This window comes from Pseudomonas sp. FW305-3-2-15-E-TSA4, from assembly GCF_058787295.1.
The window spans coordinates 480,185-503,708 of record NZ_JBYSZP010000001.1; the positions used below are offsets into that span (position 1 = coordinate 480,185).

A 23,524-nucleotide genomic window follows, 5' to 3' on the forward strand; every position below is an offset into this window, starting at 1 on the left:
CACACTTTTCTGACAGGCAACAAAAAGCCCGCCAAATGGCGGGCTCCTTGTGTTCACCGGATGATCAGAACAGCTTCATCTTCGGTGCTTCTTCTTTCAGCGGTTCGTTCTGCGCGGTCTGCGCATTCCAGCCACCACCCAGGGCCTTGTACAGGTTGACCGCACTGGTCAGCTGCGCGAGGCGGTCGGTGATCAGTGCCTGTTGCGCGCTGAACAACTGACGCTGAGCGTCGAGGAAGGTCAGGTTGCTGTCGACACCGATGCGGTAACGACGCTCGGCCAGGCGGTAGTAATCCTGGTTGGCCGCGACGAAGTCACGCTGCGCCTGCAACTGCTCGGTGTAGGTCTGGCGGGCAGCCAGGCCGTCGGCGACTTCCTGGAAGGCGGTTTGAATCGACTTCTCGTAGTTCGCCACGCCAATGTCCTTCTGGATCTTGGCATAGTCGAGGCTGGCGCGCAGGCTGCCGGCGTTGAAGATCGGCAGGTTGATCTGCGGCTGGAACAGCCAGGTTCCCGAACCACCCTTGAACAGACCGGACAGGTCCGGGCTCAGGCTGCCCGCGTTGGCGGTCAGGCTGATGCTCGGGAAGAACGCTGCACGGGCGGCGCCGATGTTGGCGTTGGCCGCTTTCAGGTTGTACTCGGCTTGCAGGATGTCCGGACGACGCTGCAGCAGGTCCGAAGGCAGACCGGCCGGTACGTCGCTGAGCAGATCATCCGACAGCGGTTTGGCCGCTTGCAGATTGGCCGGGATGCCGGTGCCGAGCAGCAGCGTCAGGCTGTTTTCATCCTGAGCCACCTGACGGGTGTACTTGGCCAGTTGCGCCCGGGCGTTTTCCACCGAGGTGCGCGACTGCGCCAGGTCCAGCGCCGAGGCCACACCGACTTCATTGCTGCGGCTGGTCAGCTTGTAGCTTTCTTCAAAGGCACCGAGGGTGTCTTGCGTCAGCTTGAGCAGTTCCTTGTCGGCCTGCCAGGTCATGTAGGCGTTGGCCACACTGGCCACCAGACTGATCTGCGTGCTGCGGCGCGCTTCTTCGGTGGCGAAATATTGTTGCAGCGCTTGTTCGCTCAGGCTGCGCACCCGACCGAACAGGTCGAGTTCGTAGGCGCTGATGCCGACGGTCGCGGTGTAGGAACTGCTGATGTTCGCTTCACCGGTCTGCGAGGCACGGGCCGGAACCCGCTGACGGCTGCCGCTGGCATTGGCCGAAACCGCCGGGAACAGGTCAGCACGCTGGATGCGGTACTGCGCAGCGTAGGCATCGATGTTCAGCGCCGCGACGCGCAGGTCGCGGTTGTTTTCCAGCGACACCTGGATCAGCTGTTGCAGGGCCGGGTCATGGAAAAACTGCTTCCAGCCCTGCTCTGCAGCGGCTTGCGCCGGAGCCTGGGCCGGCGAGTACGCCGGGCCCTGCGGGTACTGGCCCGCGACCGGTGCTTCAGGCTGCTGATAATCGGGGATCAGCGAGCAACCGCTCAGCACGAAGGCGGCGACTGCGATGGAGAGTAGCGACTTGCTCATTGGCCAGCCTCTTTAGGAGTTTCAGTCGTCTCGTCCGGGTCGGCGATTTTACGCTGGCCGATGGACGAAACCGTGACGAAGAACAGTGGGACCCAGAAGATCGCCAGGATCGTGGCCGTGAGCATACCGCCAATCACGCCAGTACCGATCGCGTGCTGGCTACCCGAACCGGCACCGGTGGAGATCGCCAACGGTACTACACCGAGGACGAACGCCAGCGAGGTCATGATGATCGGTCGCAGACGCATGCGGCACGCTTCTATCGCCGCATCGCGCAGACTGCGCCCTTGTTCATGCAGCTCCTTGGCGAACTCGACGATCAGAATGGCGTTTTTAGCCGCAAGACCGATGGTCGTCAACAGGCCCACCTGGAAGTACACGTCGTTGGACAGCCCGCGCAGGCTGGTGGCCATCAGCGCACCGATGATCCCCAGCGGTACCACGAGCATGACCGCGATCGGAATCGACCAGCTTTCATACAGCGCCGCCAGACACAGGAACACCATCAGCAGCGACAGGGCGTACAGCGCTGGCGCTTGCGAGCCCGACAGACGTTCCTCGTAGGACAGACCGGTCCAGGAGATACCGACACCGGCCGGCAGTTTCTTGGCAATCGCTTCGACTTCGGCCATCGCTTCACCGGTGGAGTAACCCGGCGCCGGAGAACCGAGCACTTCCATCGCTTCGACGCCGTTGTAACGGGCCAGTTTCGGCGAACCGTAGATCCACTCGCCCTTGGCGAACGCGGAGAACGGCACCATGGTCCCGGCGCTGTTGCGCACGTACCACTTTTTCAGGTCTTCAGGGCTCATGCGCGCACCGGCCTGACCTTGCACATACACCTTCTTCACCCGACCACGGTCGATGAAGTCGTTGACGTAGCTACTACCGAAGGAGATCGACAGGGTGCTGTTGATGTCGGAGAGGCTCAGACCCAGGGCCTGGGCTTTCTCATCGTCGATTTCCAGGTGGTATTGCGGCTCGTCGTTCAGACCGTTCGGACGCACCTGGTAGAGCACCTTGCTCTGCGCGGCCATGCCGAGGAACTGGTTGCGGGCTTCCATCAGTTTTTCGTGACCGATACCGGCGCGGTCCTGCAGGAACACGTCGAAACCGGTGGCGTTACCCAATTCCAGTACCGCAGGCGGGGCGAACGCAAACACCATCGCATCGCGGAAACTGAAAAAGTGTTGCTGCGCCCGCTGTGCCAGGGCAAACACGCTGTTGCCCGCATCACGCTCGTGCCATGGCTTGAGCATGATGAACGCCAGACCCGAGCTCTGCCCACGACCGGCGAAGTTGAAGCCGTTCACGGTAAACACCGAGGACACCGCACCCGCTTCTTTATCCAGCAGGTAGGTACGCATCTCGTCGATCACGACTTGAGTACGTTCCGCACTGGAACCGGCCGGGGTTTGCACCTGGGCGAACAATACGCCCTGGTCTTCTTCCGGCAGGAACGCGGTTGGAATGCGGGTGAACAGCCAGATCATGCCGACGACGATCAGCAGGTACGCCAGCAGGTAAGGGGCTTTGCGCGACAGCATGTTGCCGACACCGCGCTCGTAACTCCTGACACCGCGATCGAAATTGCGGTTGAACCAGCCGAAGAAACCTTTTTTCGGCGTGCCGTGGTCACCCTTGGCAATCGGCTTGAGCATGGTTGCGCAGAGCGCCGGGGTGAAGATCAGTGCAACCATTACCGACAGGGCCATGGCCGAGACGATGGTGATCGAGAACTGCTTGTAGATCACACCGGTGGAGCCGCTGAAGAACGCCATCGGCAACAGTACCGCCGACAGCACCAGGGCGATACCGACCAGGGCGCCCTGTATCTGGCCCATGGATTTCTTGGTCGCTTCCTTCGGTGACAGGCCTTCTTCGGCCATCACCCGCTCGACGTTTTCCACCACGACGATGGCGTCGTCCACCAGCAAGCCGATGGCCAGCACCATACCGAACATGGTCAGGGTGTTGATGCTGAAACCGGCGGCGGCGAGGATGCCGAACGTACCAAGCAATACCACCGGCACGGTCATCGTGGTGATGACGGTGGCGCGGAAGTTCTGCAGGAACAGGAACATCACCAGGAACACCAGCACGATCGCTTCGACCAGGGTTTCAACCACACCCTTGATCGACTCGGTCACGACCGGAGTGGTGTCATACGGGAACACCACTTCCATGCCTTGCGGGAAGAACGGCTTGAGGTCGTCAATCGTCTTGCGCAGCGCTTTGGCCGTGTCGAGGGCGTTGGCACCGTTGGCCAGTTTTACCGCCAGACCGGACGCCGGGCTACCGTTGAACTGGGCGGAAATACTCGAGTTTTCACCGCCCAGACCGACATCGGCCACATCGCCGACACGGACCTGGGAGCCGTCCTGATTGACCTTCAGCAGGATCGCCTTGAATTGCTCGGCAGTCTGCAGACGGGTCTTGCCGATGATCGTGGCGTTCAGTTGCTGGCCAGGCAGCGCCGGCAAACCGCCGAGCTGACCGGAAGACACCTGGACGTTCTGCGCCGAGATCGCGGCGCTGACATCCGACGGCGTCAGGTTGTACTTGTTCAGCTTGGCCGGATCGAGCCAGATGCGCATCGCGTACTGGGCACCGAAGACCTGGAAGTCGCCGACACCGGCAGTCCGCGAGATCGGGTCCTGCATGTTCGACACGATGTAGTTGGACAGGTCGTCCTTGGTCATGCTGCCGTCACGCGACACCACGCCGATCACCAGCAGGAAGTTCTTCACTGCCTTGGTCACGCGGATACCCTGTTGCTGCACTTCCTGCGGCAGCAGCGGGGTGGCCAGGTTCAGCTTGTTCTGGACCTGAACCTGCGCGGTGTCGGAGTTGGTGCCTTGCTCGAAGGTCGCGGTGATGGTCATGCTGCCGTCGGAGTTACTTTCCGAGGACACATAACGCAGGTTGTCGATACCGTTGAGCTGCTGCTCGATCACCTGGACCACAGTGTCCTGCACGGTTTGCGCCGAAGCGCCCGGGTAGGTCACGGAGATCGCGATGGCTGGCGGTGCAATGCTCGGGTACTGGTTGATTGGCAATTTCAGGATCGATAGTGCCCCGACCAACATGATCACCAGGGCAATTACCCAGGCGAAAATCGGACGGTCGATAAAAAATTTCGACATGAGTTACTCCCCTTTGCCGCCAGCGGCTTTGTCAGCTGCTTGAGCGGGGGCCGGGTTCTTGGCTACGTTGGTCGCTTCGGTCGGGTTGACCTGAGCACCTGGGCGAACGTATTGCAGGCCTTCGGTGATCAGACGATCGCCGGCTTTCAGGCCATCTTCGATCAGCCACTGGCTGCCTACGGTACGGCTGGCCTTGAGCTGACGCAGTTCAACCTTGTTGTCCGGGCCGACAACCAGTGCGGTCGGGGTACCCTTGAGGTCACGGGTCACGCCTTGTTGCGGCGCCAGAATGGCCGCGGCGTTGACCCCGGCCTGCAACTGGGCGCGGACGAACATGCCTGGCAACAGGGTGTGATCCGGGTTCGGGAACACGGCGCGCAGGGTCACGGAACCGGTAGTCGGATCAACCGATACTTCGGAGAATTCCAGCTTACCGTCGAGCTTGTATTGGCTGCCGTCCTCAAGGGTCAACTTGACCGCTGCCGAGTTGTCGCCGGCCTTCTGCAGGCGACCGCTTTCCAGCTCGCGGCGCAGTTCCAGCAGCTCAACCGAGGACTGGGTAACGTCGACGTAGATCGGGTCCAGTTGCTGGATCGTCGCCATCGCGTCGGCCTGACCATTGCTGACCAGTGCGCCTTCGGTCACCGAAGAACGGCCGATACGGCCGGAGATCGGCGCGTAGACCTTGGTGTATTTCACGTTGATCTGCGCACTCTGCAACGACGCTTCCGATTCCATGCGATTGGCCACGGCGGTGTCGTATTCCTGGCGGCTCACGGCCTGCTCGTCGACCAGTTGCTTGTAGCGGTCGGAGATCGACTTGGTCGAACGCAGGTTGGCTTCGGCGCTTTTCAGGGTCGCTTCATAGACTGCCGGATCGATCTGATACAGCTGCTGGCCGGCTTTGACGTCGCCGCCTTCCTTGAACAGACGTTTGAGAATGATGCCGTTGACCTGTGGTCGAACTTCAGCGATGCGGTACGCACTGGTGCGCCCCGGCAGTTCCGACGTGAGGGTGAACGCTTGTGGTTGCAGGGTGACGACGCCGACCTGAGGAGGCGGAGCGGCTGGGGCCGCTTCTTCCTTTTTACATCCGCTGAGCAGCGATGCCAGGGCGACGGCAGTGACCAGAGCGGTAACAGCTGGCTTGAATTGCATGAAGATCCTCGGGTCAGGCGCGCACATTGCGCACAAGAAGTGTGAAAGGGTAAAAAAATCGGGTCGAGTGGATAAGTAGCTTGCTAAGTAATATACTTACGTTCATGGTTGTTTGTAAATAGCTTGGCGTCGTACCCACCCTGTTACAAAATGCGTCGCAAGGTTTGAAATTGTAGGCCGGGGAGCCGATTCGTGAGAGATCAGCCCCCTCTTTATTCAGCGGATATTCAGCCATCCCTGAAACATCCTGTTTGAGGTTTTACTGCCATGGTCCGTCGTACCAAAGAGGAAGCTCAGGAAACGCGCAGCCAGATTCTCGAAGCGGCCGAGAAAGCGTTTTATGAAAGGGGTGTGGCCCGCACGACCCTGGCGGATATCGCGACGATGGCCGGCGTGACGCGCGGTGCCATCTATTGGCATTTCAGCAACAAGGCCGATCTGGTGCAGGCGATGCTCGACAGCCTGCATGAACCGCTGGATGAATTGGCCAAGGCCAGCGAGAGCGAGGACGAACTCGACCCGTTGGGGTGCATGCGCAAGCTGTTGATCCATCTGTTTCATCAGGTAGCCCTGGATCCGAAGACCCGTCGCATCAACGAGATTCTGTTTCATAAGTGCGAATTCACCGATGAAATGTGCGATCTGCGCCAGCAGCGCCGCACGGCCAGTCTTGATTGCAACCTGCGCATCGGTCTGACCCTGCGTAATGCGGTCAATCGCGGCCAGTTGCCGGAAGATCTCGACACTGCCCGGGCGGCCATCAGCATTCATGCGTATATCGATGGCCTCCTGTATGGATGGCTGTTGGCGCCGGACAGCTTTCAATTGCATGCCGAAGCCGAGCGCTGGGTCGATACAGGGCTTGATATGCTGCGCCTGAGCCCCAGCCTGCGCAAATGAAACAAAATGCGTAATTGAATCTATCCGTGTCAAGACTTGAAGCGGGGAAATGTCCCTGCTTCAAGTCTTTTTGTAATGGGGTGCTTTTATATACGTACGTTGGCCGGGTTGATAGGTAGCGAGCTACGTATTTTGTAGGGGTTTTGTGTCGACTGTGTGAATGAATGTTAACGACTCGGGCTAAAAGGGCGCCGAGCAGCCGATACGCACCAACCGATCCGTTTCGTTTCTGAGTTCCCTTTGCCCGATCCTCACCACCAGGCTGCGTTACTTCCGATGGGCTTGAGCCACGGACTTTAGTTTGCTCGCGCCTCTATAATGTCAGCGTTGTCCGTACCGTTACTGCATGAGCAGGTAACTCTCTATCAGGCCGATGGCGTCATGAATGCGATCATCTTATAGCTGTAAGGGTAAACCGGGTTTTCATTTTCCAATGCCGCGCCGCAGGTGATGGGTTCGGCGCCAATAGAGAAAGCATTGGTATCCCAGAAGAGTTCGACCTTTGGAGGCCGGTGCCCCGCCATTTGTCTGTAGCAATAACTGAGCGTGGTGTCGAATTGTACTTTCTGTTTGTAGTTGGTGTAGCAGACGTAAGTGCTGAATACCTCCTTTTTGATATCGTAATCAATAACGATGTCCTGCTTCAGATGAGGATCTCCTTCAAACATCATAAAGACGGTCTGGTAGGGGAGGATCTTGTCGATACGCGTCAAGGGTGGGTGCTTTGCAGAGGAATCCTCAAGCCAGAAAGTAGAGTCCGTGGCATTGGTGATTTGCAGAAGGAATGTAAGTTTGTTTGGATCTATATCATTCATTTTTATATAACCTTGCTTGATTAAGTTGGTGGGTTGTAATTGATGAGTTGCTGGGCGGAGCTTAGGTTTATATTGTTCTGAATGCGAATCTTTAAATGTATGAAAATAAAAAAGCCCCGCCTCTTTCGAGGCGGGGCTTACTTGTTAGTTGTTGTTGTTGTTTACAGCGTTGGATAATCGATATAACCGACCGGGCCTTTCGCGTAGAACAACTCAGGACGTGCGTCATTCAGCGGTGCGTCGGCCTTCAGGCGTGCCGGCAGATCCGGGTTGGCAATGAACGGTACGCCGAACGCTACCGCGTCAGCCTTGCCTTCAGCCAGCCACGCATTGGCGCTGTCCTTGGTGAAGCGTTCGTTGGCGATGTACGCGCCGCCGAAAGCTTCTTTCAGCTGTGGGCCGAGGCTGTCGGCGCCTTCTTTCTCGCGGGAGCAGATGAAGGCGATGCCGCGCTTGCCCAGCTCGCGAGCCACATAAGTGAAGGTCTCGGCCAGATTGTCGTCGCCCATGTCATGGGAATCGGCGCGGGGTGCCAAGTGCACGCCGACACGGCCGGCGCCCCAGACGTCGATCGCTGCGTCAGTCACTTCCAGCAGGAGACGCGCACGGTTTTCCAGGGAGCCACCGTAGTTGTCGGTGCGCTGGTTGGTGCTGCTTTGCAGGAACTGGTCGAGCAGGTAGCCGTTGGCGCCGTGGATTTCCACGCCGTCGAAACCGGCGGCTTTGGCGTTTTCGGCACCGGTGCGGTAGGCCTCGACGATCTCGGCGATTTCAGCGGTTTCCAGAGCTCGCGGGGTCGGATAGTCGGCCAATGGACGCACCAGGCTGACGTGACCTTTAGGCTGGATGGCGCTCGGCGCGACCGGGGTTTCGCCCTTGAGGTACGACGGATGCGAGATGCGGCCGACGTGCCACAGTTGCAGGACGATCTTGCCGCCGGCAGCGTGCACGGCTTTGGTCACGTTGGTCCAGCCGCGCACCTGGTCGTTGGACCAGATGCCTGGGGTGTCCGGGTAGCCGACGCCCATCGGCGTCACCGAAGTGGCTTCGGAGAGGATCAGACCGGCGGAGGCGCGTTGCACGTAGTACTCGGCCATCAGCGCGTTCGGCACGCGGCCTTCGTCGGCGCGGCAGCGGGTCAGCGGAGCCATGATGATGCGGTTGGACAGCTCGAGGTCGCCCAGTTTGATCGGATCGAAAATAGTTGCCATGTGTACAACCCTCGTCAGTGAAGTGGTTAATCAGTGGGTAGCGGGGGCCAGACCGGCGTCGCCGTTCTGACGGAAAGTGATCAGGGTCACCAGCAGCGCGAGCACGGCCAGCGCGGCGGCGGCCAGGGGCACGCTGGTCAGGCCGAAACCGTGGGCGATGACGCTGCCGCCGACCCAGGCGCCCAGGGCGTTGCCGATGTTGAAAGCGCCGATGTTCAGGGTCGACACCAGGTTCGGTGCGGCCTTGCCGAAGGTCACCACGTTGACTTGCAGCGCCGGGACGGCGGCAAACGAAGCGGTGGCCCAGAGGAACAGGGTGATCTCCGTCGGGATCAGCGCAACGCTGGTCCAGCTCAGCACGGTGGAAACCACCGCCATCGCCACGAACACGCCGATCAGGGTGGCGCCGAGACGCTTGTCCGCCAGTTTGCCGCCGATGATGTTGCCCACCGTCAGACCGAGGCCGATCAGCAGCAGGGTCCAGGTCACGCCTTTTGGCGAGACACCGGTGACATCACCGAGCAGCGGCGCGACGTAGGTGAAGAGGGTGAACATCGACGCGGCGAACAGCGCGGTCATGCTCAGCGAGAGCCAGATGCCGGCGCCTTTGAGGGCGGCGAGTTCGGCGCGCATGTCGAGTTTTTCCTCGTCACGCTTGGCCGGCAGGAAGCGGATCAGACCGATCAGCGCCACTACACCAATCACGGTCACCGCCCAGAAGGTCGAGCGCCAGCCGGCTTCCTGGCCCAGCGCCGTGCCCAGCGGTACACCGAGCACGTTGGCCAGGGTCAGCCCGGTGAACATCAGCGCCACGGCCGACGCCCGTTTGTTCGGCGCCACCAGCCCGGCGGCTACTACAGAACCGATACCGAAGAACGCACCGTGGCACAGCGCCGTGACGACACGGGCAAACATCAGCACGTTGTAGTCACTGGCGATGGCACACAGCAGGTTACCGACGATGAAAATGCCCATCAGCGCTACCAGTGCGGCCTTGCGCGGCAGTCTGGCAGTGGCCAGTGCCATGAACGGCGCACCGATGGCCACGCCCAGGGCGTAACCGGTCACCAGCCAGCCGGCGCCGGGAATCGACACACCGAGGTCGGCCGCCACATCGGGCAGCAGGCCCATGATGACGAACTCGGTGGTGCCGATGGCGAAGGCGCTCAAGGCCAGGATGAGTAGCGAGAGGGGCATTTGAATCAATTCCTTGTGGGAGCGCTGAGCTCTTTGACGATGGCGTCGAGGAACGCCTGGATCACGTCCTCGTTGCGTTTGAAGAAGTGCCACTGGCCGGCTTTCTGGCTGCTGATCAGACCTGCGCGTTGCAGGGTCGCCAGGTGGGCGGAGACGGTCGACTGCGACAGGCCGCAGCGTTGATCGATCTGCCCGGCGCAGATGCCGTACTCGTGGTTGTGAATCTGCTCAGGAAACTGGGCTTTGGGGTCTTTCAGCCAGATGAGAATGTCTCGCCGTACTGGGTGTGCCAGGGCTTTTATTATTTCGTCGAGGTCGAGGTTCATGGCTTTATGCTCGTGATGTGTAGCGCTATATCGCGATGAGGCGAACTTTAAATCGGTATTTCGCGATATACCAATATGAATTTGATCTGACGACCGCATAAATCGGTATATCGGGTTATAACGATACGTGTGCTGTAACGATGAAAGCGCGCAGTGCTAAGCTGCGCCCATGAACTATCTCGCACATTTACACCTCGGAGGCCAGCACCCCGAGCAATTACTCGGCAGTCTGTATGGCGATTTCGTCAAAGGACGCCTGCAGGGGCAGTTTGCGCCGCAGATTGAAGCGGCGATTCAGTTGCATCGGCGGATTGATGTGTTCACCGATCGCCACCCGTTGGTGGACATCGCCCTCGGGCGTTTCACCGAGACCCGGCGGCGATATGCCGGGATTGTCCTCGATGTGTTTTTCGACCATTGCCTGGCCCGCGACTGGACGCTGTACGCCGATCAGCCGCTGGAACATTTCACCCGCGACGTTTACCGGGTGTTGTCGAATGAACGGCAATTGCCAGAACGCCTGGCGAAAATCGCCCCGCACATGGTTGCCAATGACTGGTTGGGTTCGTATCAAGAGTTTGAAGTGCTGGAGCAGGTGCTGCGCGGGATCTCCCGCCGCCTGACCCGGCCTAAGGAGCTGGCGGGGGCGATGCAGGAGTTGCGGCGTTTGTATGAGCCGTTGAGTGAGGACTTCGCGTTGTTCTACCCGCAATTGCAAGACTTCGCCCAAAAAGCTGAGCCACTGAAGATCTAAATGTGGGAGCGAGCCTGCTCGCGAAAGCGCAGTGTCATTCAACATTCATGTTGTTGATCCACCGCTTTCGCGAGCAGGCTCGCTCCCACAGGGGGGGGGGAACCTGTATTTCAGGCTGCGATCAGTTCGCCGGCGCGACGCGGTTCGGCCGCTTTGGCGATATCACCAAACAACGCCTTCTGCACCGCCTGCTGCGCTTCGAACGCCAGCGCCGCACGTTCGCGGCCCTGACAGGCGATCGGCTTGAGCAGATGCACTTCGACATCGCCGCAGTTATGGCTGAACAGACGCATCAGGTGCGACAGCAGATCATCGTCACCAATGAACGGCGCCAGCGCGTCGATCTCGCCATCTCGCAGATAACGGATTGCCACCGGTTGCAGCATCACCTCCGAATCAATCGCCGCCGACAGCAGGCGACCATGAAAGGTGCGCAGCGAGCGGCCATCGGTGGTGGTGCCTTCCGGGAACATCAGCAACGGATGTTGCGTTTGCAAGTGACGGGTCATCTGTTTGCGGATCAACTGGCTGTCGCCCGAGCCGCGACGGATGAACAGACTGCCGGCCTTCGCCGCCAGCCAGCCGGCCACCGGCCAGGTGCGTACTTCGGCCTTGGACAGAAACGACAGCGGCGTGAGCATGCCCAGCAGCGGAATGTCAGTCCATGACACGTGGTTGCTGACCCACAGCATCGGCTGCTGCGGCAGCTCGCCGTGCACGGTCACGCGAAAGGGCAGGGCATTGCTCAGGCGCGCCATGAAAAACCGCGACCAGCGCTGCCGACGTTGCATCGAGTGCGCCAGGCCCAGACGTTCGAACACGCCGAAGACGCTGGCCATGGTCAAGCCCAGCGCCACCACCAGCAGCACTCGCGCGATTCGCGCGTACACGCGCAACCGGCTCATCACACGGCCGCCTTGAAGTGCTTGGCGTAGCGTGGGCAGAGTTCGTCGCGCTTGAGCAGGATGAACACGTCGGCGACCTGGAAATCTTCGTCCCAGCACGGCTCGCCGCAGATCTTCGCACCCAGGCGCATATAGGCCTTGAGCAGCGGCGGCATTTCCGCGATTACGTTCGATGGAATATCCAGCGACGGCAGGGGATTCTTCGGTTCGGCGCGCAAGTGTTCGGTGCACAGATAACGCTCGCGCAGACGCTGCATGATCGCGTGGGCCTGCACGCCGCCATCCTGCATCGGAATGCTCGCGCAACCCATCAGATAGCTGTAGCCGCCCTGATTCAACACTTCGGCCAGTTCACCCCAGAGCACGGCGATGGTGCCGCCGTTGCGGTAGGCCGGGTCGACGCAGGTGCGGCCGATTTCGAGGATCGGGCCTTGCAGATGGGCGAGGCCATGCAGACTGAATTCTTCTTCGCTGTAGAACTTGCCCAGGCTGCTGGCGGCGGTGTGATCGAGCAAACGGGTGGTGGCGACCAGACGCCCGGTGTTCAGGTCACGCACGCCGATGTGGCTGCAGTGAACATCATAGTCATCCATGTCCAGACCCAGTTCCGCGCCTTTCAGCTTGGCGTTGAACTCGCCGCTGAATACGCTGAAGCGCAAGGCCTGGGCTTGCTGCAAGGCCTCGGCGCCGATCAGGCGTTCGGCTTGCAGGCGGCGTTCATTGCCGGTGTCGCTGATGCGGGCGATCTGAGTCATTTGAATCTCCGTACGGGCCTTGAACCCGTCGTGGGTTGCAGCCGATCGACTTTCTTTATGCAGCCATGTTGTGCAAAGTCAGGCTATGTAGCCCCGGTGTCATCACCGTGAACGTTTGGTGATGCTTGTATGACAGCCCTCAAGGAGCCTCTTATGCCCTGGCCCAGCCTGCTCGAAAGCCATGAACGCCTGCCCGCCGTGACTGATCTGGCGGAAGGTTTCGCTACCTTGCTGCATCAATTGGGCAACGTGACGCCGTTCGAACTGGCGGTGGCCGGAGGGCGGCGGATGGCGACGCCGGGGCTGGCGTTTCTGGTGGGGTATCAGGCGGCGTTGCGCATGCTCTGGCCGAGCGCGCCGCCAAGTCTTGGCGCGTTGTGTGCGACCGAACAGCGCAGCCTGCGCCCGGCGGACATGCAGACGCGCCTGACGGATTTGCGCCTCAATGGGCGAAAGGATTTCGTCACCGCCGGGGACGCGGCGGACTGGCTGCTCGTCGCCGCGCGCAGTGAAGAACCCGGCGAAACGCCGCGCCTGAGCCTGGCGGTGGTCTATCCCGGCGAGCCCGGCGTGCGCGTGGAAAAACTCCCGGCGCTGCCGCTGATGCCGGACATCAGTCACGGTCGGCTGCATCTGGACGGCGCGTTGTGCGAGTTGCTCGCGGGCGATGGCTGGGACGCTTATGTGAAGCCGTTTCGTAGCCTGGAAGATGTCTATGTGCTGAGCGCGATGACCGCGTGGCTGTACGGTGTCGGTCAGGACAGCGGCTGGTCGCAGCCGCTGCTGTTGCGCTTGCTGGCGCTGTTGGCCGGGTGCGCGGAAGCGAGTCGCCAGCCACCGAACAACCCGGCCGGGCATGTGCTGTTGGGCGGTTTGTTTGCGCAGTTTGATGCGCTGAAGGGCGAGATCGATCAGGCGTTGGCCGAGGGTAGTCCGGAGTGGGCGCAGATGTGGCAGCGTGATCAGGGAGTGATGCAGTTGGCGGCCGGCGCGCGGGCCAAACGCTTGGCCAAGGCTTTGGCGGTGGGCTGACTGGCCTCTTCGCGAGCAAGCCCGCTCCCACCCTTGGAATGCGTTTCAAATGTGGGAGCGGGCTTGCTCGCGAAGGCGGCGGCAAAAACACCACACATCTGTCATGTGGCAAGACTACCCTCAGCAGGTTCTCCCCAAGAGCCCTCACCATGCGCAAAAGCCTGTCCCTGTTTCTGCTGCTGATCAGCTTCACGGTCCAGGCCGAACAATGGCCCGGTGAGCAATGGCCGACTGACGCAAAAATCAGCGGCGCAGCGGTCGAGGCATTGGAGACCTACGCCTTCCCGCCCCGCGACGACACTACCCGCCAGGGCATCCGCACGGACGCGCTGCTGATCATCCGCGACAGCCAGTTGATCTACGAACGCTACGCCGGCCCGACCCGTGCCGAGACCCCGCACCTGACCTGGTCGATCAGCAAAAGCCTGATGGCCACGGTACTCGGTGTGGCGTATGGCGAAGACCTGTTCAAACTGGATGATCCGGTTTCGAAGTTTTATCCGGCGCTGGAAAAACATCCGGCGATCACCGTGGCGGATCTGCTGCACTGGGCTTCCGGGCTGGACTGGCAGGAAGACTACGAATACGCGCCGCTGAAATCCTCGGTGGTGGCGATGCTCTACACCCGTGGGCACCGCGATATGCCTGCGTTCACCGCCGATCACGACGCCTACGCGCCACCGGGGCAGACGTTCCGTTACTCCAGTGGCGACAGCAATCTGCTGGCGGCGGCGCTGAAGAACATGGTGGGCCCGCAGCGTTATCCCGACTATCCATGGACAGCGCTGTTCGAGCCGCTGGGCATCCGCCACGCCGTGTGGGAAACCGATGCCGGCGGTACGTTTGTCGCGTCCTCTTATGCCTATCTCACGGCGCGGGATCTGGCGCGGGTCGGTCTGCTGATGGCTCGCGACGGACGTTGGCACGACCGGCAATTGCTGCCCAAGGATTGGGTCGCTTTCAACCGCACTGCCTTTGCCGGCTACAAGGCGCATCAGGACGAAGCGGTGCCCGGTGGTCAGTGGTGGCTCAATCGCCCGGCGGATGGCGCCGCCGCGCCGTGGCCCGACGCGCCGCCCGACACCTTCGCCGCCCTCGGCCACTGGGGCCAGGCGCTGTATGTGATCCCCAGCGAGAAACTGGTGATCGTGCGTTACGCCGATGACCGCGACGGCAGCTATCGCCACAACGAGCTGCTCAAACGCGTGCTCAAGGCGGTGCAGCCATGAAGCTGTTGAAGCGGGTGTTGCTGTTGGCGCTGATCGTGCTGCTCGGCTGGATCTGGCTCGAACGGGAAAACCTCTGGGCGTTCCCCGACATCATCAGCGCCTACACGGCCAAGGAATATTGTTCGTGTCGTTACGTGATGAACAACGATGCCGAATACTGCCGGGGTTATGTGAAACAGTGGCTGCCAACCAGCCGCTTTAGCGATGACAGCGCGAGCAAAACCGTCACCGTCAGCGGCATGGGCCGTAGCAATCGTGCCCAGTGGCTGGGCGAACGCCAGGGCTGCCGCCTCAATCCTCAAGTCAATAGATAACCCTGTGGGAGCGGGCTTGCTCGCGAATGCGGTGTGCCATTCAGCATTTGTGTTGACTGATTCACCGCCTTCGCGAGCAAGCCCGCTCCCACAGGAGGTTTCACCAATCGATAGATTTGCGGCGATCAGTTTGCAATAACGGCGTGGGCGGTTAAGGTTCGTGCAGGTTTATCGCCCCCACGAGTATTCAATGTTCAACCGCTCCCTCTATACAGCCTTCGCCAGTCTGCTGCTGACTGCCGCCGCGCTGCCGGCGCAGGCCAACTGGTATCTGGATGGCGAGTCGTCGCGGCTGTCGTTCGTCAGCACGAAAAACGCCCACATTTCTGAAGTGCAGCGCTTTCTGGTGCTGCACGGCAAGGTCGATCCGGATGGCCGCGCTGAAGTCGAAGTCGAGCTGGATTCGATCAACAGCGGCATCCCGCTGCGCGACGAGCGCATGCGCAAGGAGCTGTTCCAGATCGAGCAATTCCCCGAAGCGACCATCAGCACCCGGATCGACCTGCGCCCGATCAACGATCTGGCCCCCGGTGCGCAGCTGGAATTGCGTCTGCCGCTGACCGTCAACCTGCACGGCAAGCAACATGAATACCCGGCAGAGTTGCTGGCCACCCGTCTCGACGACCGGCGTTTTCAAGTGGTGACCCTGGAGCCGTTGGTGATCAACGCCGAGGATTTCGATCTGGCGCCGGGGCTGGAAACCCTGCGCAACCTGGCCGGCCTGTCGGCCATCAGTCTGTCGGTGCCGGTGGGTGCGGTGCTGATTTTCACGGCGCGCTGACATGCGCGGCGCGGTGTTTCCGTGGCGTGACGGCAACCGGTTCGAACTGTTGATCGACGGCCCGCAATTCTTCCCGCGCATGCTGGTGGAAATTGCCCGCGCCGAGGAGCAGGTCGAACTGGAGTTGTATCTGGTGGAGGCGGGCGCTTGTGCCGAGGCCGTGGTTCAGGCGCTGGTCCAGGCCGCCGAGCGCGGCGTGCGGGTACGCTGCCTGTTCGATGACTACGGCAGCCTCGCGTTTACCCTGCACCTGCGTCAGCGCCTGACCAAAGCCGGGGTCGAACTGCGTTTCTACAATCGCCTGAACTGGCGGCGCTGGGTCGGCAACTTCTATCGTGATCACCGCAAATTGCTGCTGGTCGATCAGCGTCTGGCGGTGGTCGGCGGCACCGGTGTTACCGATGAATTCTGGACACCGGGGCAGGGCAGCAGCGAGTGGCACGAAGTGATGGTGGAAATCAACGGCCCGCTGGTGCTCGACTGGCAAGTGCTGTTCGACCGCCAATGGATCGCCAACCGCCATCGCCGGGCCTGGAAACCGTCGGCGCATGTCGGCCTGCCACGCTTGCCCAAGGTCCCGGACATGGGCGAGGGCATGGGCCGCGTGGCCTATGCCGATGCCCGTCAGCATCGCGACATTCTGCAGTCGCTGTTTCGTGCACTGAACAGCGGGCAGAAGCGCATCTGGATGGCCACCCCGTATTTCCTGCCGACCTGGAAAATCCGTCGCTCGCTGCGTAAGGCAGCTGCCCGTGGTGTCGACGTCCGGTTACTGCTCACCGGGCCGCGCACCGATCACCCGTCGGTGCGTTACGCCGGCCATCGTTACTACCCACGCCTGCTCAAGGCCGGGGTGCAGATCTTTGAATATCAGCCGTGCTTCCTGCACCTGAAAATGGTCTTGGTGGACGAGTGGGTGAGCATCGGTTCGTGCAACTTCGATCACTGGAACTTGCGTTTCAATCTGGAGGCGAACCTGGAAGCACTGGACCCGTCGTTGACGGCAGCGGTGGTGCAGAGTTTCGAGAAGGATTTCTGTCTGAGCCAGCAGGTCAGTCTGGAGGAGTGGCAGCGCCGGCCGTTGTGGCGGCGGGTGAAGCAGCGGGTTTGGGGCTGGGTGGATCGGCTGGTGGTCAATATTCTCGATCGACGCGGCTAGCAGCCACACCCCAAAACCAAATGTAGGAGTGAGCCTGCTCGCGATGGCGTCGTGTCATTCAGCATTGATCTGGCTGATAGACCGCTATCGCGAGCAGGCTCACTCCTACAGGGGTTTATGTGTTGCCTGAATAATTACAGCAACTCAAAGCTCTGCTGCGTCACATCCTGCGAATCCAGGCCGATCTGCACGTTGAACTTGCCAGGCTCGGCCGCGTACTTGAGCTGGGCGTTGTAGAACTTCAGGTCATCCTCGGTGATGGTGAAGTGCACGACTTTCTGTTCGCCGGCCTTGAGCATGACTTTCTGGAAGTTCTTCAGTTCTTTCACCGGGCGAATCATCGAACCGGCGACGTCCTGGATGTACAGCTGCACCACGGTTTCGCCGTCACGTTTGCCGGTATTTTTCAGGGTGACACTGGCATCGAGCTTGCCGGTCTTGTTCAGCGTGGTCGAGGACAGCGCCATGTCGCTCAGGGCGAACTGGGTGTAGCTCAAGCCGTAACCGAACGGGAACAGGGGACCGGTGGTGTCATCGAAATACTGCGAGGTGTAGTTGCCCGGTTTGCCCGGCGTGAACGGCCGGCCAATGCTCAGGTGGTTGTAGTAGGTCGGGATCTGGCCCACGGAGCGCGGGAAGGTCACCGGCAGTTTGCCCGACGGGTTGTAGTCGCCGAACAGCACGTCGGCGATGGCGTTACCGCCCTCGGTGCCGCTGAACCAGGTTTCCAGAATTGCGTCAGCCGACTGGTTCTCTTCGAGAATGGTCAGCGGACGGCCGTTCATCAGCACCAGTACCAGTGGTTTGCCGGTGGCTTTCAGGGCGCGGATCAGCTCGCGCTGATTTTCCGGGATGTTCAGGTCGGTGCGGCTGGAGGATTCGTGGGACATGCCACGGGATTCGCCCACAGCGGCGACGATCACGTCGGCGTCCTTGGCCGCTTTCACCGCTTCGTCGATCAACACGTTGGCCGGGCGCGGATCATCGACCACTTCCGGGGCGTCGAAGTTGAGGAAGTTCAGGTAATCCAGCACCTTCTTGTCGCTGGTGATATTCGCGCCACGGGCGTAGATCAGGTTGGCCTTGTCGCCAATCACCGAGCTCATGCCGTCGAACAGGGTCACCGATTGCGCCGGCTTACCGGCCGCCGCCCAACTGCCCATCATGTCGATCGGCGCCTTGGCCAATGGACCGACCAGCATGACTTTCGCGTCTTTTTTCAGCGGCAGGGTGTCGTTCTGGTTCTTCAGCAACACCATGCTGCGGCGTGCCACGTCACGGGCCTCGGCGCGGTGCAGGCGGCTTTCGGCGTAAGTGTCGGCCGGATCATCCTCGGCCTTGCCGATGCGCAGGTATGGGTCCTTGAACAGGCCCATGTCGTACTTGGCGGCGAGCACTTCGCGCACGGCGTTGTCGATGTCTTTCTGCTCGATCTCGCCGGACTTGAGCAGCCCCGGCAGCTCTTTGCCGTACAGGGTGTCGTTCATGCTCATGTCGATGCCGGCCTTGATCGCCAGCTTCGCCGCTTCACGACCGTCGGCGGCCACGCCGTGCTTGATCAGCTCGAAGATCGCCCCGTGGTCGCTGACGGCCAGGCCCTTGAAGCCCCAGTCCTTGCGCAGCAGGTCGTTCATCAGCCAGGTGTTGGCGGTGGCCGGAATGCCGTTGATCGAGTTCAACGCCACCATTACCCCGCCGGCACCGGCGTCGATCGCCGCGCGGTACGGTGGCAGGTAGTCCTGGTACATCTTCACCGGGCTCATGTCGACGGTGTTGTAGTCACGACCGCCCTCGACCGCGCCATACAGGGCGAAGTGCTTGACGCTGGCCATGATGCTGTCGGCTGCGCTCGGCGTGTCGCCCTGATAGGCCTTGACCATCACTTTGGCAATGCGCGAGGTCAGGTAGGTGTCTTCACCGAACCCTTCGGAGCTGCGGCCCCAGCGCGGATCGCGGGAGATGTCGACCATCGGCGCGAAGGTGATGTCGAGGCTGTCGGCCGCGGCTTCCTTGGCGGCAACGCGCCCGGACTGACCGATGGCGTCCATGTCCCAGCTCGATGCCAGGGCCAGCGGAATCGGGAAAATCGTACGGTGACCGTGGATCACGTCGTACGCAAAAAACATCGGAATCTTCAGGCGACTGCGCATCGCCGCGTCCTGCATCGGACGGTTTTCCGGGCGGGTGATCGAGTTGAACGTACCGCCGATGTTGCCGGCGGCGATCTCTTTGCGGATCAACTCACGGGGCATTTCCGGGCCGATGCTGATCAGGCGCAACTGGCCGATCTTTTCATCGAGGGTCATTTGTTTCATCAGATTGCTGATGAACGCGTCCTTGTTTTCCAGGGGTACCGGGGTCGTGGCGGCCAATACTTGATGACTGGCCAAGCTGACGAACAGGCCCAGCAAACACAGCTTCTTCATGAATATTTTTCTCAAGGGCCCAAGCGGCAATGCAATGCCGGCCAGCCAAAAGTTAGGGAGCGACTATTGTTGTTCGGGTGCAGGCTCAAAATGACCGAGCCAAAAACGCCCGCCGACACTCGGCTGCGTTTGCGCAGGGCCTCTTTTTAGCCCATCGGCCCGTTGCAATCCAGTGGCGCGGCCGATTATGCCCCAACCGCTGATGCAGAAGGTTTCACGGTCGGTTTTTTATGAAATATGCCAGGGAGCATCACTTTGATGAATGTCAGTCCAACCTACCGCTCGCGTCTGCAGGTCGCCACGCTGCTGGTGCTTGCCACTTTGTTGACCGCATGCGGCATCAACAATATCCCGACCCTCGATGAACAGGCCAAGGCGGCCTGGGGCCAGGTCCAGAACCAGTACCAGCGCCGTGCCGACCTGATCCCCAACCTGGTGGAGACCGTCAGAGGCTACGCCAAGCATGAGGAGGCGACCCTGACCGCCGTGGTCGAGGCGCGGGCCAAGGCGACGTCGATCCAGGTCGATGCCAGCACCCTCGACAATCCGGAAAAACTCAAGCAGTTCCAGCAGGCTCAGGATCAGTTGAGTGGCGCGCTCAGCCGTTTGATGGTGGTCTCCGAGCGTTATCCGGACCTGAAGGCCAACCAGAACTTCCTTGCCCTGCAATCGCAGCTCGAAGGCACGGAAAACCGGATTGCCGTGGCGCGGCGCGATTTCATTCTGGCGGTGCAGAAATACAACACCGAGATCCGCACGTTTCCCGGGCGCCTCTGGCACAGCGTGATGTACAGCGACCTGCCGATTCGCGAAACCTTCGAAGCCACCACCCCCGGTGCGGAAAAGGCCCCGGAAGTGAAGTTCTGATTCGAGGTTGCCCATGCGTGTGTTGAAGATAGGCCTGGTGCTGATGCTGTGGCTGTTCGCCCTCAGCGCCCAGGCCGAGTTGACGTTCCCGGCGCTGAGCGGGCGGGTGGTGGACGAGGCGCAGATGATCGAGCCGTCGGTGCGCGCCCAGTTGAGCCAGCAATTGCAGGCTCACGAGCAAGCTACCGGCGAGCAACTGGTGGTGGTCACGGTGCCTGATCTGCAGGGCACCACCATCGAGGATTACGGCGTACAACTGGGCCGGCACTGGGGCATCGGCCAGAAGGACAAGAACAACGGCGCGCTGCTGATCGTTGCCCGGGACGAGCGCAAACTGCGCATCGAAGTCGGTTACGGGCTGGAAGATCGGCTGACCGATGCGCAGAGTTCGGTGATCATTCATCAAGTGATCACCCCGGCGTTCAAGGCCGGCAATTTCAGCAAGGGCATCAGCGACGGCGTGGCGGCGATGCTGGTGGTGCTCGGCGGCAATCCGCTGGACGAACCGTCGACGGTGTACGAGTCGAGCGGTGATCCGCAGAGCGATTTTGTCTCGCGCCATCCGCTGTTGTTCGTTTTTCTGGTGGTGTTGTTCATCCTGACCGTGTTTGTCTGCCAGATGCTCGGTATCCTTCCCGCCGGCCGTGGCGGCTCCGGAGGCGGGGGCGGTTTCGGCGGTGGTGGATTTGGCGGTGGCGGTGGAGGCGGGGGCTTCAGCGGCGGCGGGGGCAGTTTCGGCGGCGGCGGTTCGTCCGGCGGCTGGTGAACACACAACAATAATGATCAGGCACTTTTCGACATGGCATTACTGACTGAACACGAACAACGCAAAGTCGCCGAAGCGATCGCCCGGGTCGAGCGCGATACCGACGCCGAACTGGTCACCGTGCTGGCGGCCCGCGCCGATGACTACGCGTACATTCCGCTGCTGTGGGCCAGCCTGCTGGCGCTGCTGGTGCCGGGCATCGTCCATTACCTGACTGGCTGGCTGACCATGCACAGCCTGTTGCTGGTGCAATGGGGGCTGTTCATCGTCCTGTGCCTGCTGTTTCGCCTGCCGAAGATCACTACCCATCTGATCCCGCGCCGCGTGCGCCACTGGCGCGCATCGAACCTGGCGCGGCGGCAGTTCCTCGAACAGAACCTGCACCACACCGTCGGCAGCACCGGGATGCTGATCTTTGTCTGCGAGGCCGAGCGCTACGTGGAGATTCTGGTGGACGAGGGGATTTCCCGGCGGCTGGACAACAAGAGCTGGGACGCGATCGTCGCCGCGTTCACCGAGCAGGTGCGGCAGGGGCGCACGCTCGAGGGCTTTGTCACCTGCATCGAGGCCTGTGGGGAACTGCTCAAGGTGCACGTGCCGGTGACGCAGGTGAGGAATGAATTACCCAATCGGTTGGTGGTGCTGGCCTAGAAGCCCCTCACCCCAGCCCTCTCCCGGAGGGAGAGGGAGCCGACCGAGATGTCTTGCGCTCGACATCGGCCTGAGCAACCGAGTCGATTATGGATTCAAAGGCACTCTTTCAAGTCGGTGAACCTCTTCAGTATCCCCCAATCAGTCCCCTCTCCCTCCGGGAGAGGGTTAGGGTGAGGGCGCTTTTAAAGCCGTTGGGTAAATAAGAACGTGTCCCCAACTCCCATCCCCCCTAAAATACCCGCCATTCCCGTTTCGCCCCGCCCGAGGCCGCTTGTTCATGTCCGTTACCGCCCCATCCGCGCCGTCTGCCAAACCCGCGCCCGATCATCACGCCCAGTTCATCGAGCTGCTGCAAACCAGCCTCGAACACAACGGCTTCATCAAACTGGTGCTGGCCAAGTACGTGGGTGAAGAGGCGGATCTGCAGCGGATCATCATCAAAGCGGTGACGGTCAAGGCGCAGCCAAACCTGTCGTTTGTCTATCGCTACAAGACCCGCGACATCACCAAGAATCTGCCGCTGAGCGAAGGCGTGGCGGTGATTGCCGAGCTGTTGCCGGCCGCGTTCAAGAATGCGCATTTGCTGACCGTGACCGACGAAGCCCAGCTCGAATACAGCAAAAAGGGCAAGAGTTCACTGTTCAAGAGCAAACCTCAGCAATTGCGTGAAGCGCCGTCCGCCGAGCACAACCGTGAGAAGAACCGTTTTCTGGACTTGAGCCGGCCGTTCCTCAAGGACCTGGGCGTGACCAACGCGCAACACGAGCTGATCCCGGCGATGTCGCGCAAGTGGAAGCAGATCAACAAATTCATCGAAGTCTTCAGCCATGCGTTGACCTCGTCACCGCTGGCGCTGGATAAACCGGTGCGGGTGGCGGACTTCGGCTCGGGCAAGGGTTACCTGACGTTCGCCATCCACGATTACCTGCGCAACACGCTCAAGGCCGAAGGCGAAGTCACCGGCGTCGAGCTGCGCGAAGAGATGGTCAACCTGTGCAACGCCGCCGCGGCGAAACTGGAGCACCCGGGGCTTGTGTTCAAGTGCGGTGACGTGCGCAGCGTGGCGCCGAGCGAACTGGACGTGATGATCGCCCTGCATGCCTGCGACATCGCCACCGACTACGCGATTCACACCGGCATCCGCTCGGGCGCGTCGATCATCATGTGCTCGCCGTGCTGCCACAAACAGATCCGCCTGCAGATCCAGAGCCCGGCGCTGCTCAAGCCGATGCTGCAATACGGTCTGCACCTGGGCCAACAGGCGGAAATGGTCACCGACAGCCTGCGTGCACTGTTCCTCGAAGCCTGCGGTTACGAGACCAAAGTGTTCGAATTCATCTCGCTGGAACACACCAACAAGAACAAGATGATTCTCGCGGTGAAACGCGCCGAGCCGGTGGACCCGGCTCAGTTGCTGGTGAAGATTCAGGAGCTCAAGGATTTCTACAACATCAGCGAGCACTGTCTGGAAACCCTGCTGCGCGCCGACGGCTTTCTCGCCTGACCTTGACCTTGTGGGAGCGAGCCTGAACTGGCCTAATGATTTTGGACACCTCAATCGGGCGCTATGATGGCGCCCAAATCTGAGGTGTTTGGATATGCGT

Annotated in this window: 21 protein-coding genes; 11 read left to right on the forward strand and 10 right to left on the reverse strand. The window is 60.9% G+C overall.

The window, feature by feature from the left end; translation table 11 throughout:
- Positions 1 to 64: 64 nt before the first annotated feature.
- From emhC to emhA, 3 genes are read right to left on the reverse strand one after another with little or no spacing between them, the layout of a single operon-like run.
- On the reverse strand, positions 65 to 1,525 hold the full coding sequence (emhC, locus tag AC3WMV_RS02295; RefSeq protein ID WP_027614404.1) for an efflux RND transporter outer membrane subunit EmhC: 1,461 nt from the start codon (positions 1,523 to 1,525) through the stop codon (positions 65 to 67).
- Positions 1,522 to 4,671, reverse strand: coding sequence for an efflux RND transporter permease subunit EmhB (gene emhB / locus AC3WMV_RS02300; protein ID WP_103369022.1), 3,150 nt, complete (start codon positions 4,669 to 4,671; stop codon positions 1,522 to 1,524). Before emhB ends, emhC begins: the two co-directional genes overlap by 4 nt.
- A gap of 3 nt (positions 4,672 to 4,674) precedes the next feature.
- Complete coding sequence (emhA, locus tag AC3WMV_RS02305; protein ID WP_027614406.1) at positions 4,675 to 5,829, reverse strand: efflux RND transporter periplasmic adaptor subunit EmhA; 1,155 nt, start codon at positions 5,827 to 5,829, stop codon at positions 4,675 to 4,677.
- A gap of 267 nt (positions 5,830 to 6,096) precedes the next feature.
- Here emhA and emhR point away from each other — a divergent pair, with 267 nt between their 5' ends.
- Positions 6,097 to 6,729, forward strand: coding sequence for an efflux system transcriptional repressor EmhR (emhR, locus tag AC3WMV_RS02310; protein ID WP_027614407.1), 633 nt, complete (start codon positions 6,097 to 6,099; stop codon positions 6,727 to 6,729).
- Positions 6,730 to 7,094: 365 nt separating this feature from the next.
- On the opposite strand, the gene AC3WMV_RS02315 is transcribed toward emhR, so the two are convergent.
- The 4 genes from AC3WMV_RS02315 to AC3WMV_RS02330 form a co-directional block, all read right to left on the reverse strand.
- Entirely contained in the window at positions 7,095 to 7,544 is a 450-nt protein-coding gene (locus AC3WMV_RS02315; RefSeq protein WP_103369021.1) for a hypothetical protein, read from the reverse strand.
- A 161-nt stretch (positions 7,545 to 7,705) separates the two neighbouring features.
- Complete coding sequence (locus tag AC3WMV_RS02320; protein ID WP_103369020.1) at positions 7,706 to 8,755, reverse strand: alkene reductase; 1,050 nt, start codon at positions 8,753 to 8,755, stop codon at positions 7,706 to 7,708.
- Positions 8,756 to 8,785: 30 nt separating this feature from the next.
- On the reverse strand, positions 8,786 to 9,952 hold the full coding sequence (locus AC3WMV_RS02325; protein WP_003222434.1) for an MFS transporter: 1,167 nt from the start codon (positions 9,950 to 9,952) through the stop codon (positions 8,786 to 8,788).
- A gap of 5 nt (positions 9,953 to 9,957) precedes the next feature.
- The gene (locus AC3WMV_RS02330) at positions 9,958 to 10,278 is read right to left on the reverse strand and encodes an ArsR/SmtB family transcription factor (protein WP_003222436.1); all 321 of its coding nucleotides are present in this window, start codon (positions 10,276 to 10,278) and stop codon (positions 9,958 to 9,960) included.
- A gap of 169 nt (positions 10,279 to 10,447) precedes the next feature.
- On the opposite strand from AC3WMV_RS02330, the gene AC3WMV_RS02335 reads away from it, so the two are divergent.
- The gene (locus AC3WMV_RS02335) at positions 10,448 to 11,032 is read left to right on the forward strand and encodes an acyl carrier protein phosphodiesterase (RefSeq protein WP_103369019.1); all 585 of its coding nucleotides are present in this window, start codon (positions 10,448 to 10,450) and stop codon (positions 11,030 to 11,032) included.
- Between the two features lie 110 nt (positions 11,033 to 11,142).
- On the opposite strand, the gene AC3WMV_RS02340 is transcribed toward AC3WMV_RS02335, so the two are convergent.
- Complete coding sequence (locus AC3WMV_RS02340) at positions 11,143 to 11,937, reverse strand: lysophospholipid acyltransferase family protein (protein WP_103369018.1); 795 nt, start codon at positions 11,935 to 11,937, stop codon at positions 11,143 to 11,145.
- Entirely contained in the window at positions 11,937 to 12,692 is a 756-nt protein-coding gene (gene olsB / locus AC3WMV_RS02345) for an L-ornithine N(alpha)-acyltransferase (RefSeq protein ID WP_007963187.1), read from the reverse strand. Before olsB ends, AC3WMV_RS02340 begins: the two co-directional genes overlap by 1 nt.
- Positions 12,693 to 12,845: 153 nt before the next feature.
- On the opposite strand from olsB, the gene AC3WMV_RS02350 reads away from it, so the two are divergent.
- The 5 genes from AC3WMV_RS02350 to AC3WMV_RS02370 all read left to right on the forward strand — a co-directional run bounded on the left by AC3WMV_RS02350 (position 12,846) and on the right by AC3WMV_RS02370 (position 17,207).
- Positions 12,846 to 13,724 carry an acyl-CoA dehydrogenase family protein gene (locus tag AC3WMV_RS02350; protein WP_027614413.1) on the forward strand — a complete coding sequence of 293 codons (879 nt, stop codon included), beginning with the start codon at positions 12,846 to 12,848 and terminating at the stop codon, positions 13,722 to 13,724.
- Positions 13,725 to 13,873: 149 nt separating this feature from the next.
- Positions 13,874 to 14,953, forward strand: coding sequence for a serine hydrolase domain-containing protein (locus tag AC3WMV_RS02355; RefSeq protein WP_103369017.1), 1,080 nt, complete (start codon positions 13,874 to 13,876; stop codon positions 14,951 to 14,953).
- Entirely contained in the window at positions 14,950 to 15,267 is a 318-nt protein-coding gene (locus tag AC3WMV_RS02360) for an amidase (RefSeq protein WP_103369016.1), read from the forward strand. The genes AC3WMV_RS02355 and AC3WMV_RS02360 overlap by 4 nt, the downstream gene beginning before the upstream one ends.
- A gap of 190 nt (positions 15,268 to 15,457) precedes the next feature.
- Positions 15,458 to 16,048: a YceI family protein gene (locus AC3WMV_RS02365; RefSeq protein ID WP_096797056.1), complete on the forward strand. Its 591-nt coding sequence runs from the start codon at positions 15,458 to 15,460 to the stop codon at positions 16,046 to 16,048.
- A gap of 1 nt (position 16,049) precedes the next feature.
- On the forward strand, positions 16,050 to 17,207 hold the full coding sequence (locus AC3WMV_RS02370) for a phospholipase D-like domain-containing protein (RefSeq protein WP_103369828.1): 1,158 nt from the start codon (positions 16,050 to 16,052) through the stop codon (positions 17,205 to 17,207).
- A gap of 134 nt (positions 17,208 to 17,341) precedes the next feature.
- On the opposite strand, the gene bglX is transcribed toward AC3WMV_RS02370, so the two are convergent.
- Complete coding sequence (bglX, locus tag AC3WMV_RS02375) at positions 17,342 to 19,633, reverse strand: beta-glucosidase BglX (RefSeq protein ID WP_103369829.1); 2,292 nt, start codon at positions 19,631 to 19,633, stop codon at positions 17,342 to 17,344.
- 258 nt (positions 19,634 to 19,891) lie between these two features.
- Between bglX and AC3WMV_RS02380 the strand changes: the two genes are divergently transcribed.
- The 4 genes from AC3WMV_RS02380 (at position 19,892) to AC3WMV_RS02395 (ending at position 23,424) form a co-directional block, all read left to right on the forward strand.
- Positions 19,892 to 20,500: a LemA family protein gene (locus tag AC3WMV_RS02380; RefSeq protein ID WP_007963199.1), complete on the forward strand. Its 609-nt coding sequence runs from the start codon at positions 19,892 to 19,894 to the stop codon at positions 20,498 to 20,500.
- A gap of 13 nt (positions 20,501 to 20,513) precedes the next feature.
- A complete protein-coding gene (locus AC3WMV_RS02385; RefSeq protein WP_492561383.1) occupies positions 20,514 to 21,266 on the forward strand; it encodes a TPM domain-containing protein in 753 nt (250 codons plus the stop codon).
- 33 nt (positions 21,267 to 21,299) lie between these two features.
- Complete coding sequence (locus tag AC3WMV_RS02390; protein WP_095138499.1) at positions 21,300 to 21,917, forward strand: TPM domain-containing protein; 618 nt, start codon at positions 21,300 to 21,302, stop codon at positions 21,915 to 21,917.
- Positions 21,918 to 22,197: 280 nt separating this feature from the next.
- Entirely contained in the window at positions 22,198 to 23,424 is a 1,227-nt protein-coding gene (locus AC3WMV_RS02395; protein WP_103369840.1) for a class I SAM-dependent methyltransferase, read from the forward strand.
- Positions 23,425 to 23,524: the final 100 nt, after the last annotated feature.

Excerpts from the sequence above, each read along its gene's own strand:
- emhC (WP_027614404.1), bottom strand. The coding sequence starts at position 1,525 with ATGAGCAAGTCGCTACTCTCCATCGCAGTCGCCGCCTTCGTGCTGAGC.
- emhB (WP_103369022.1), bottom strand. The coding sequence starts at position 4,671 with ATGTCGAAATTTTTTATCGACCGTCCGATTTTCGCCTGGGTAATTGCC.
- emhA (WP_027614406.1), bottom strand. The coding sequence starts at position 5,829 with ATGCAATTCAAGCCAGCTGTTACCGCTCTGGTCACTGCCGTCGCCCTG.
- emhR (WP_027614407.1), top strand. The coding sequence starts at position 6,097 with ATGGTCCGTCGTACCAAAGAGGAAGCTCAGGAAACGCGCAGCCAGATT.
- AC3WMV_RS02315 (WP_103369021.1), bottom strand. The coding sequence starts at position 7,544 with ATGAATGATATAGATCCAAACAAACTTACATTCCTTCTGCAAATCACC.
- AC3WMV_RS02320 (WP_103369020.1), bottom strand. The coding sequence starts at position 8,755 with ATGGCAACTATTTTCGATCCGATCAAACTGGGCGACCTCGAGCTGTCC.
- AC3WMV_RS02325 (WP_003222434.1), bottom strand. The coding sequence starts at position 9,952 with ATGCCCCTCTCGCTACTCATCCTGGCCTTGAGCGCCTTCGCCATCGGC.
- AC3WMV_RS02330 (WP_003222436.1), bottom strand. The coding sequence starts at position 10,278 with ATGAACCTCGACCTCGACGAAATAATAAAAGCCCTGGCACACCCAGTA.
- AC3WMV_RS02335 (WP_103369019.1), top strand. The coding sequence starts at position 10,448 with ATGAACTATCTCGCACATTTACACCTCGGAGGCCAGCACCCCGAGCAA.
- AC3WMV_RS02340 (WP_103369018.1), bottom strand. The coding sequence starts at position 11,937 with ATGAGCCGGTTGCGCGTGTACGCGCGAATCGCGCGAGTGCTGCTGGTG.
- olsB (WP_007963187.1), bottom strand. The coding sequence starts at position 12,692 with ATGACTCAGATCGCCCGCATCAGCGACACCGGCAATGAACGCCGCCTG.
- AC3WMV_RS02350 (WP_027614413.1), top strand. The coding sequence starts at position 12,846 with ATGCCCTGGCCCAGCCTGCTCGAAAGCCATGAACGCCTGCCCGCCGTG.
- AC3WMV_RS02355 (WP_103369017.1), top strand. The coding sequence starts at position 13,874 with ATGCGCAAAAGCCTGTCCCTGTTTCTGCTGCTGATCAGCTTCACGGTC.
- AC3WMV_RS02360 (WP_103369016.1), top strand. The coding sequence starts at position 14,950 with ATGAAGCTGTTGAAGCGGGTGTTGCTGTTGGCGCTGATCGTGCTGCTC.
- AC3WMV_RS02365 (WP_096797056.1), top strand. The coding sequence starts at position 15,458 with ATGTTCAACCGCTCCCTCTATACAGCCTTCGCCAGTCTGCTGCTGACT.
- AC3WMV_RS02370 (WP_103369828.1), top strand. The coding sequence starts at position 16,050 with ATGCGCGGCGCGGTGTTTCCGTGGCGTGACGGCAACCGGTTCGAACTG.
- bglX (WP_103369829.1), bottom strand. The coding sequence starts at position 19,633 with ATGAAGAAGCTGTGTTTGCTGGGCCTGTTCGTCAGCTTGGCCAGTCAT.
- AC3WMV_RS02380 (WP_007963199.1), top strand. The coding sequence starts at position 19,892 with ATGAATGTCAGTCCAACCTACCGCTCGCGTCTGCAGGTCGCCACGCTG.
- AC3WMV_RS02385 (WP_492561383.1), top strand. The coding sequence starts at position 20,514 with ATGCGTGTGTTGAAGATAGGCCTGGTGCTGATGCTGTGGCTGTTCGCC.
- AC3WMV_RS02390 (WP_095138499.1), top strand. The coding sequence starts at position 21,300 with ATGGCATTACTGACTGAACACGAACAACGCAAAGTCGCCGAAGCGATC.
- AC3WMV_RS02395 (WP_103369840.1), top strand. The coding sequence starts at position 22,198 with ATGTCCGTTACCGCCCCATCCGCGCCGTCTGCCAAACCCGCGCCCGAT.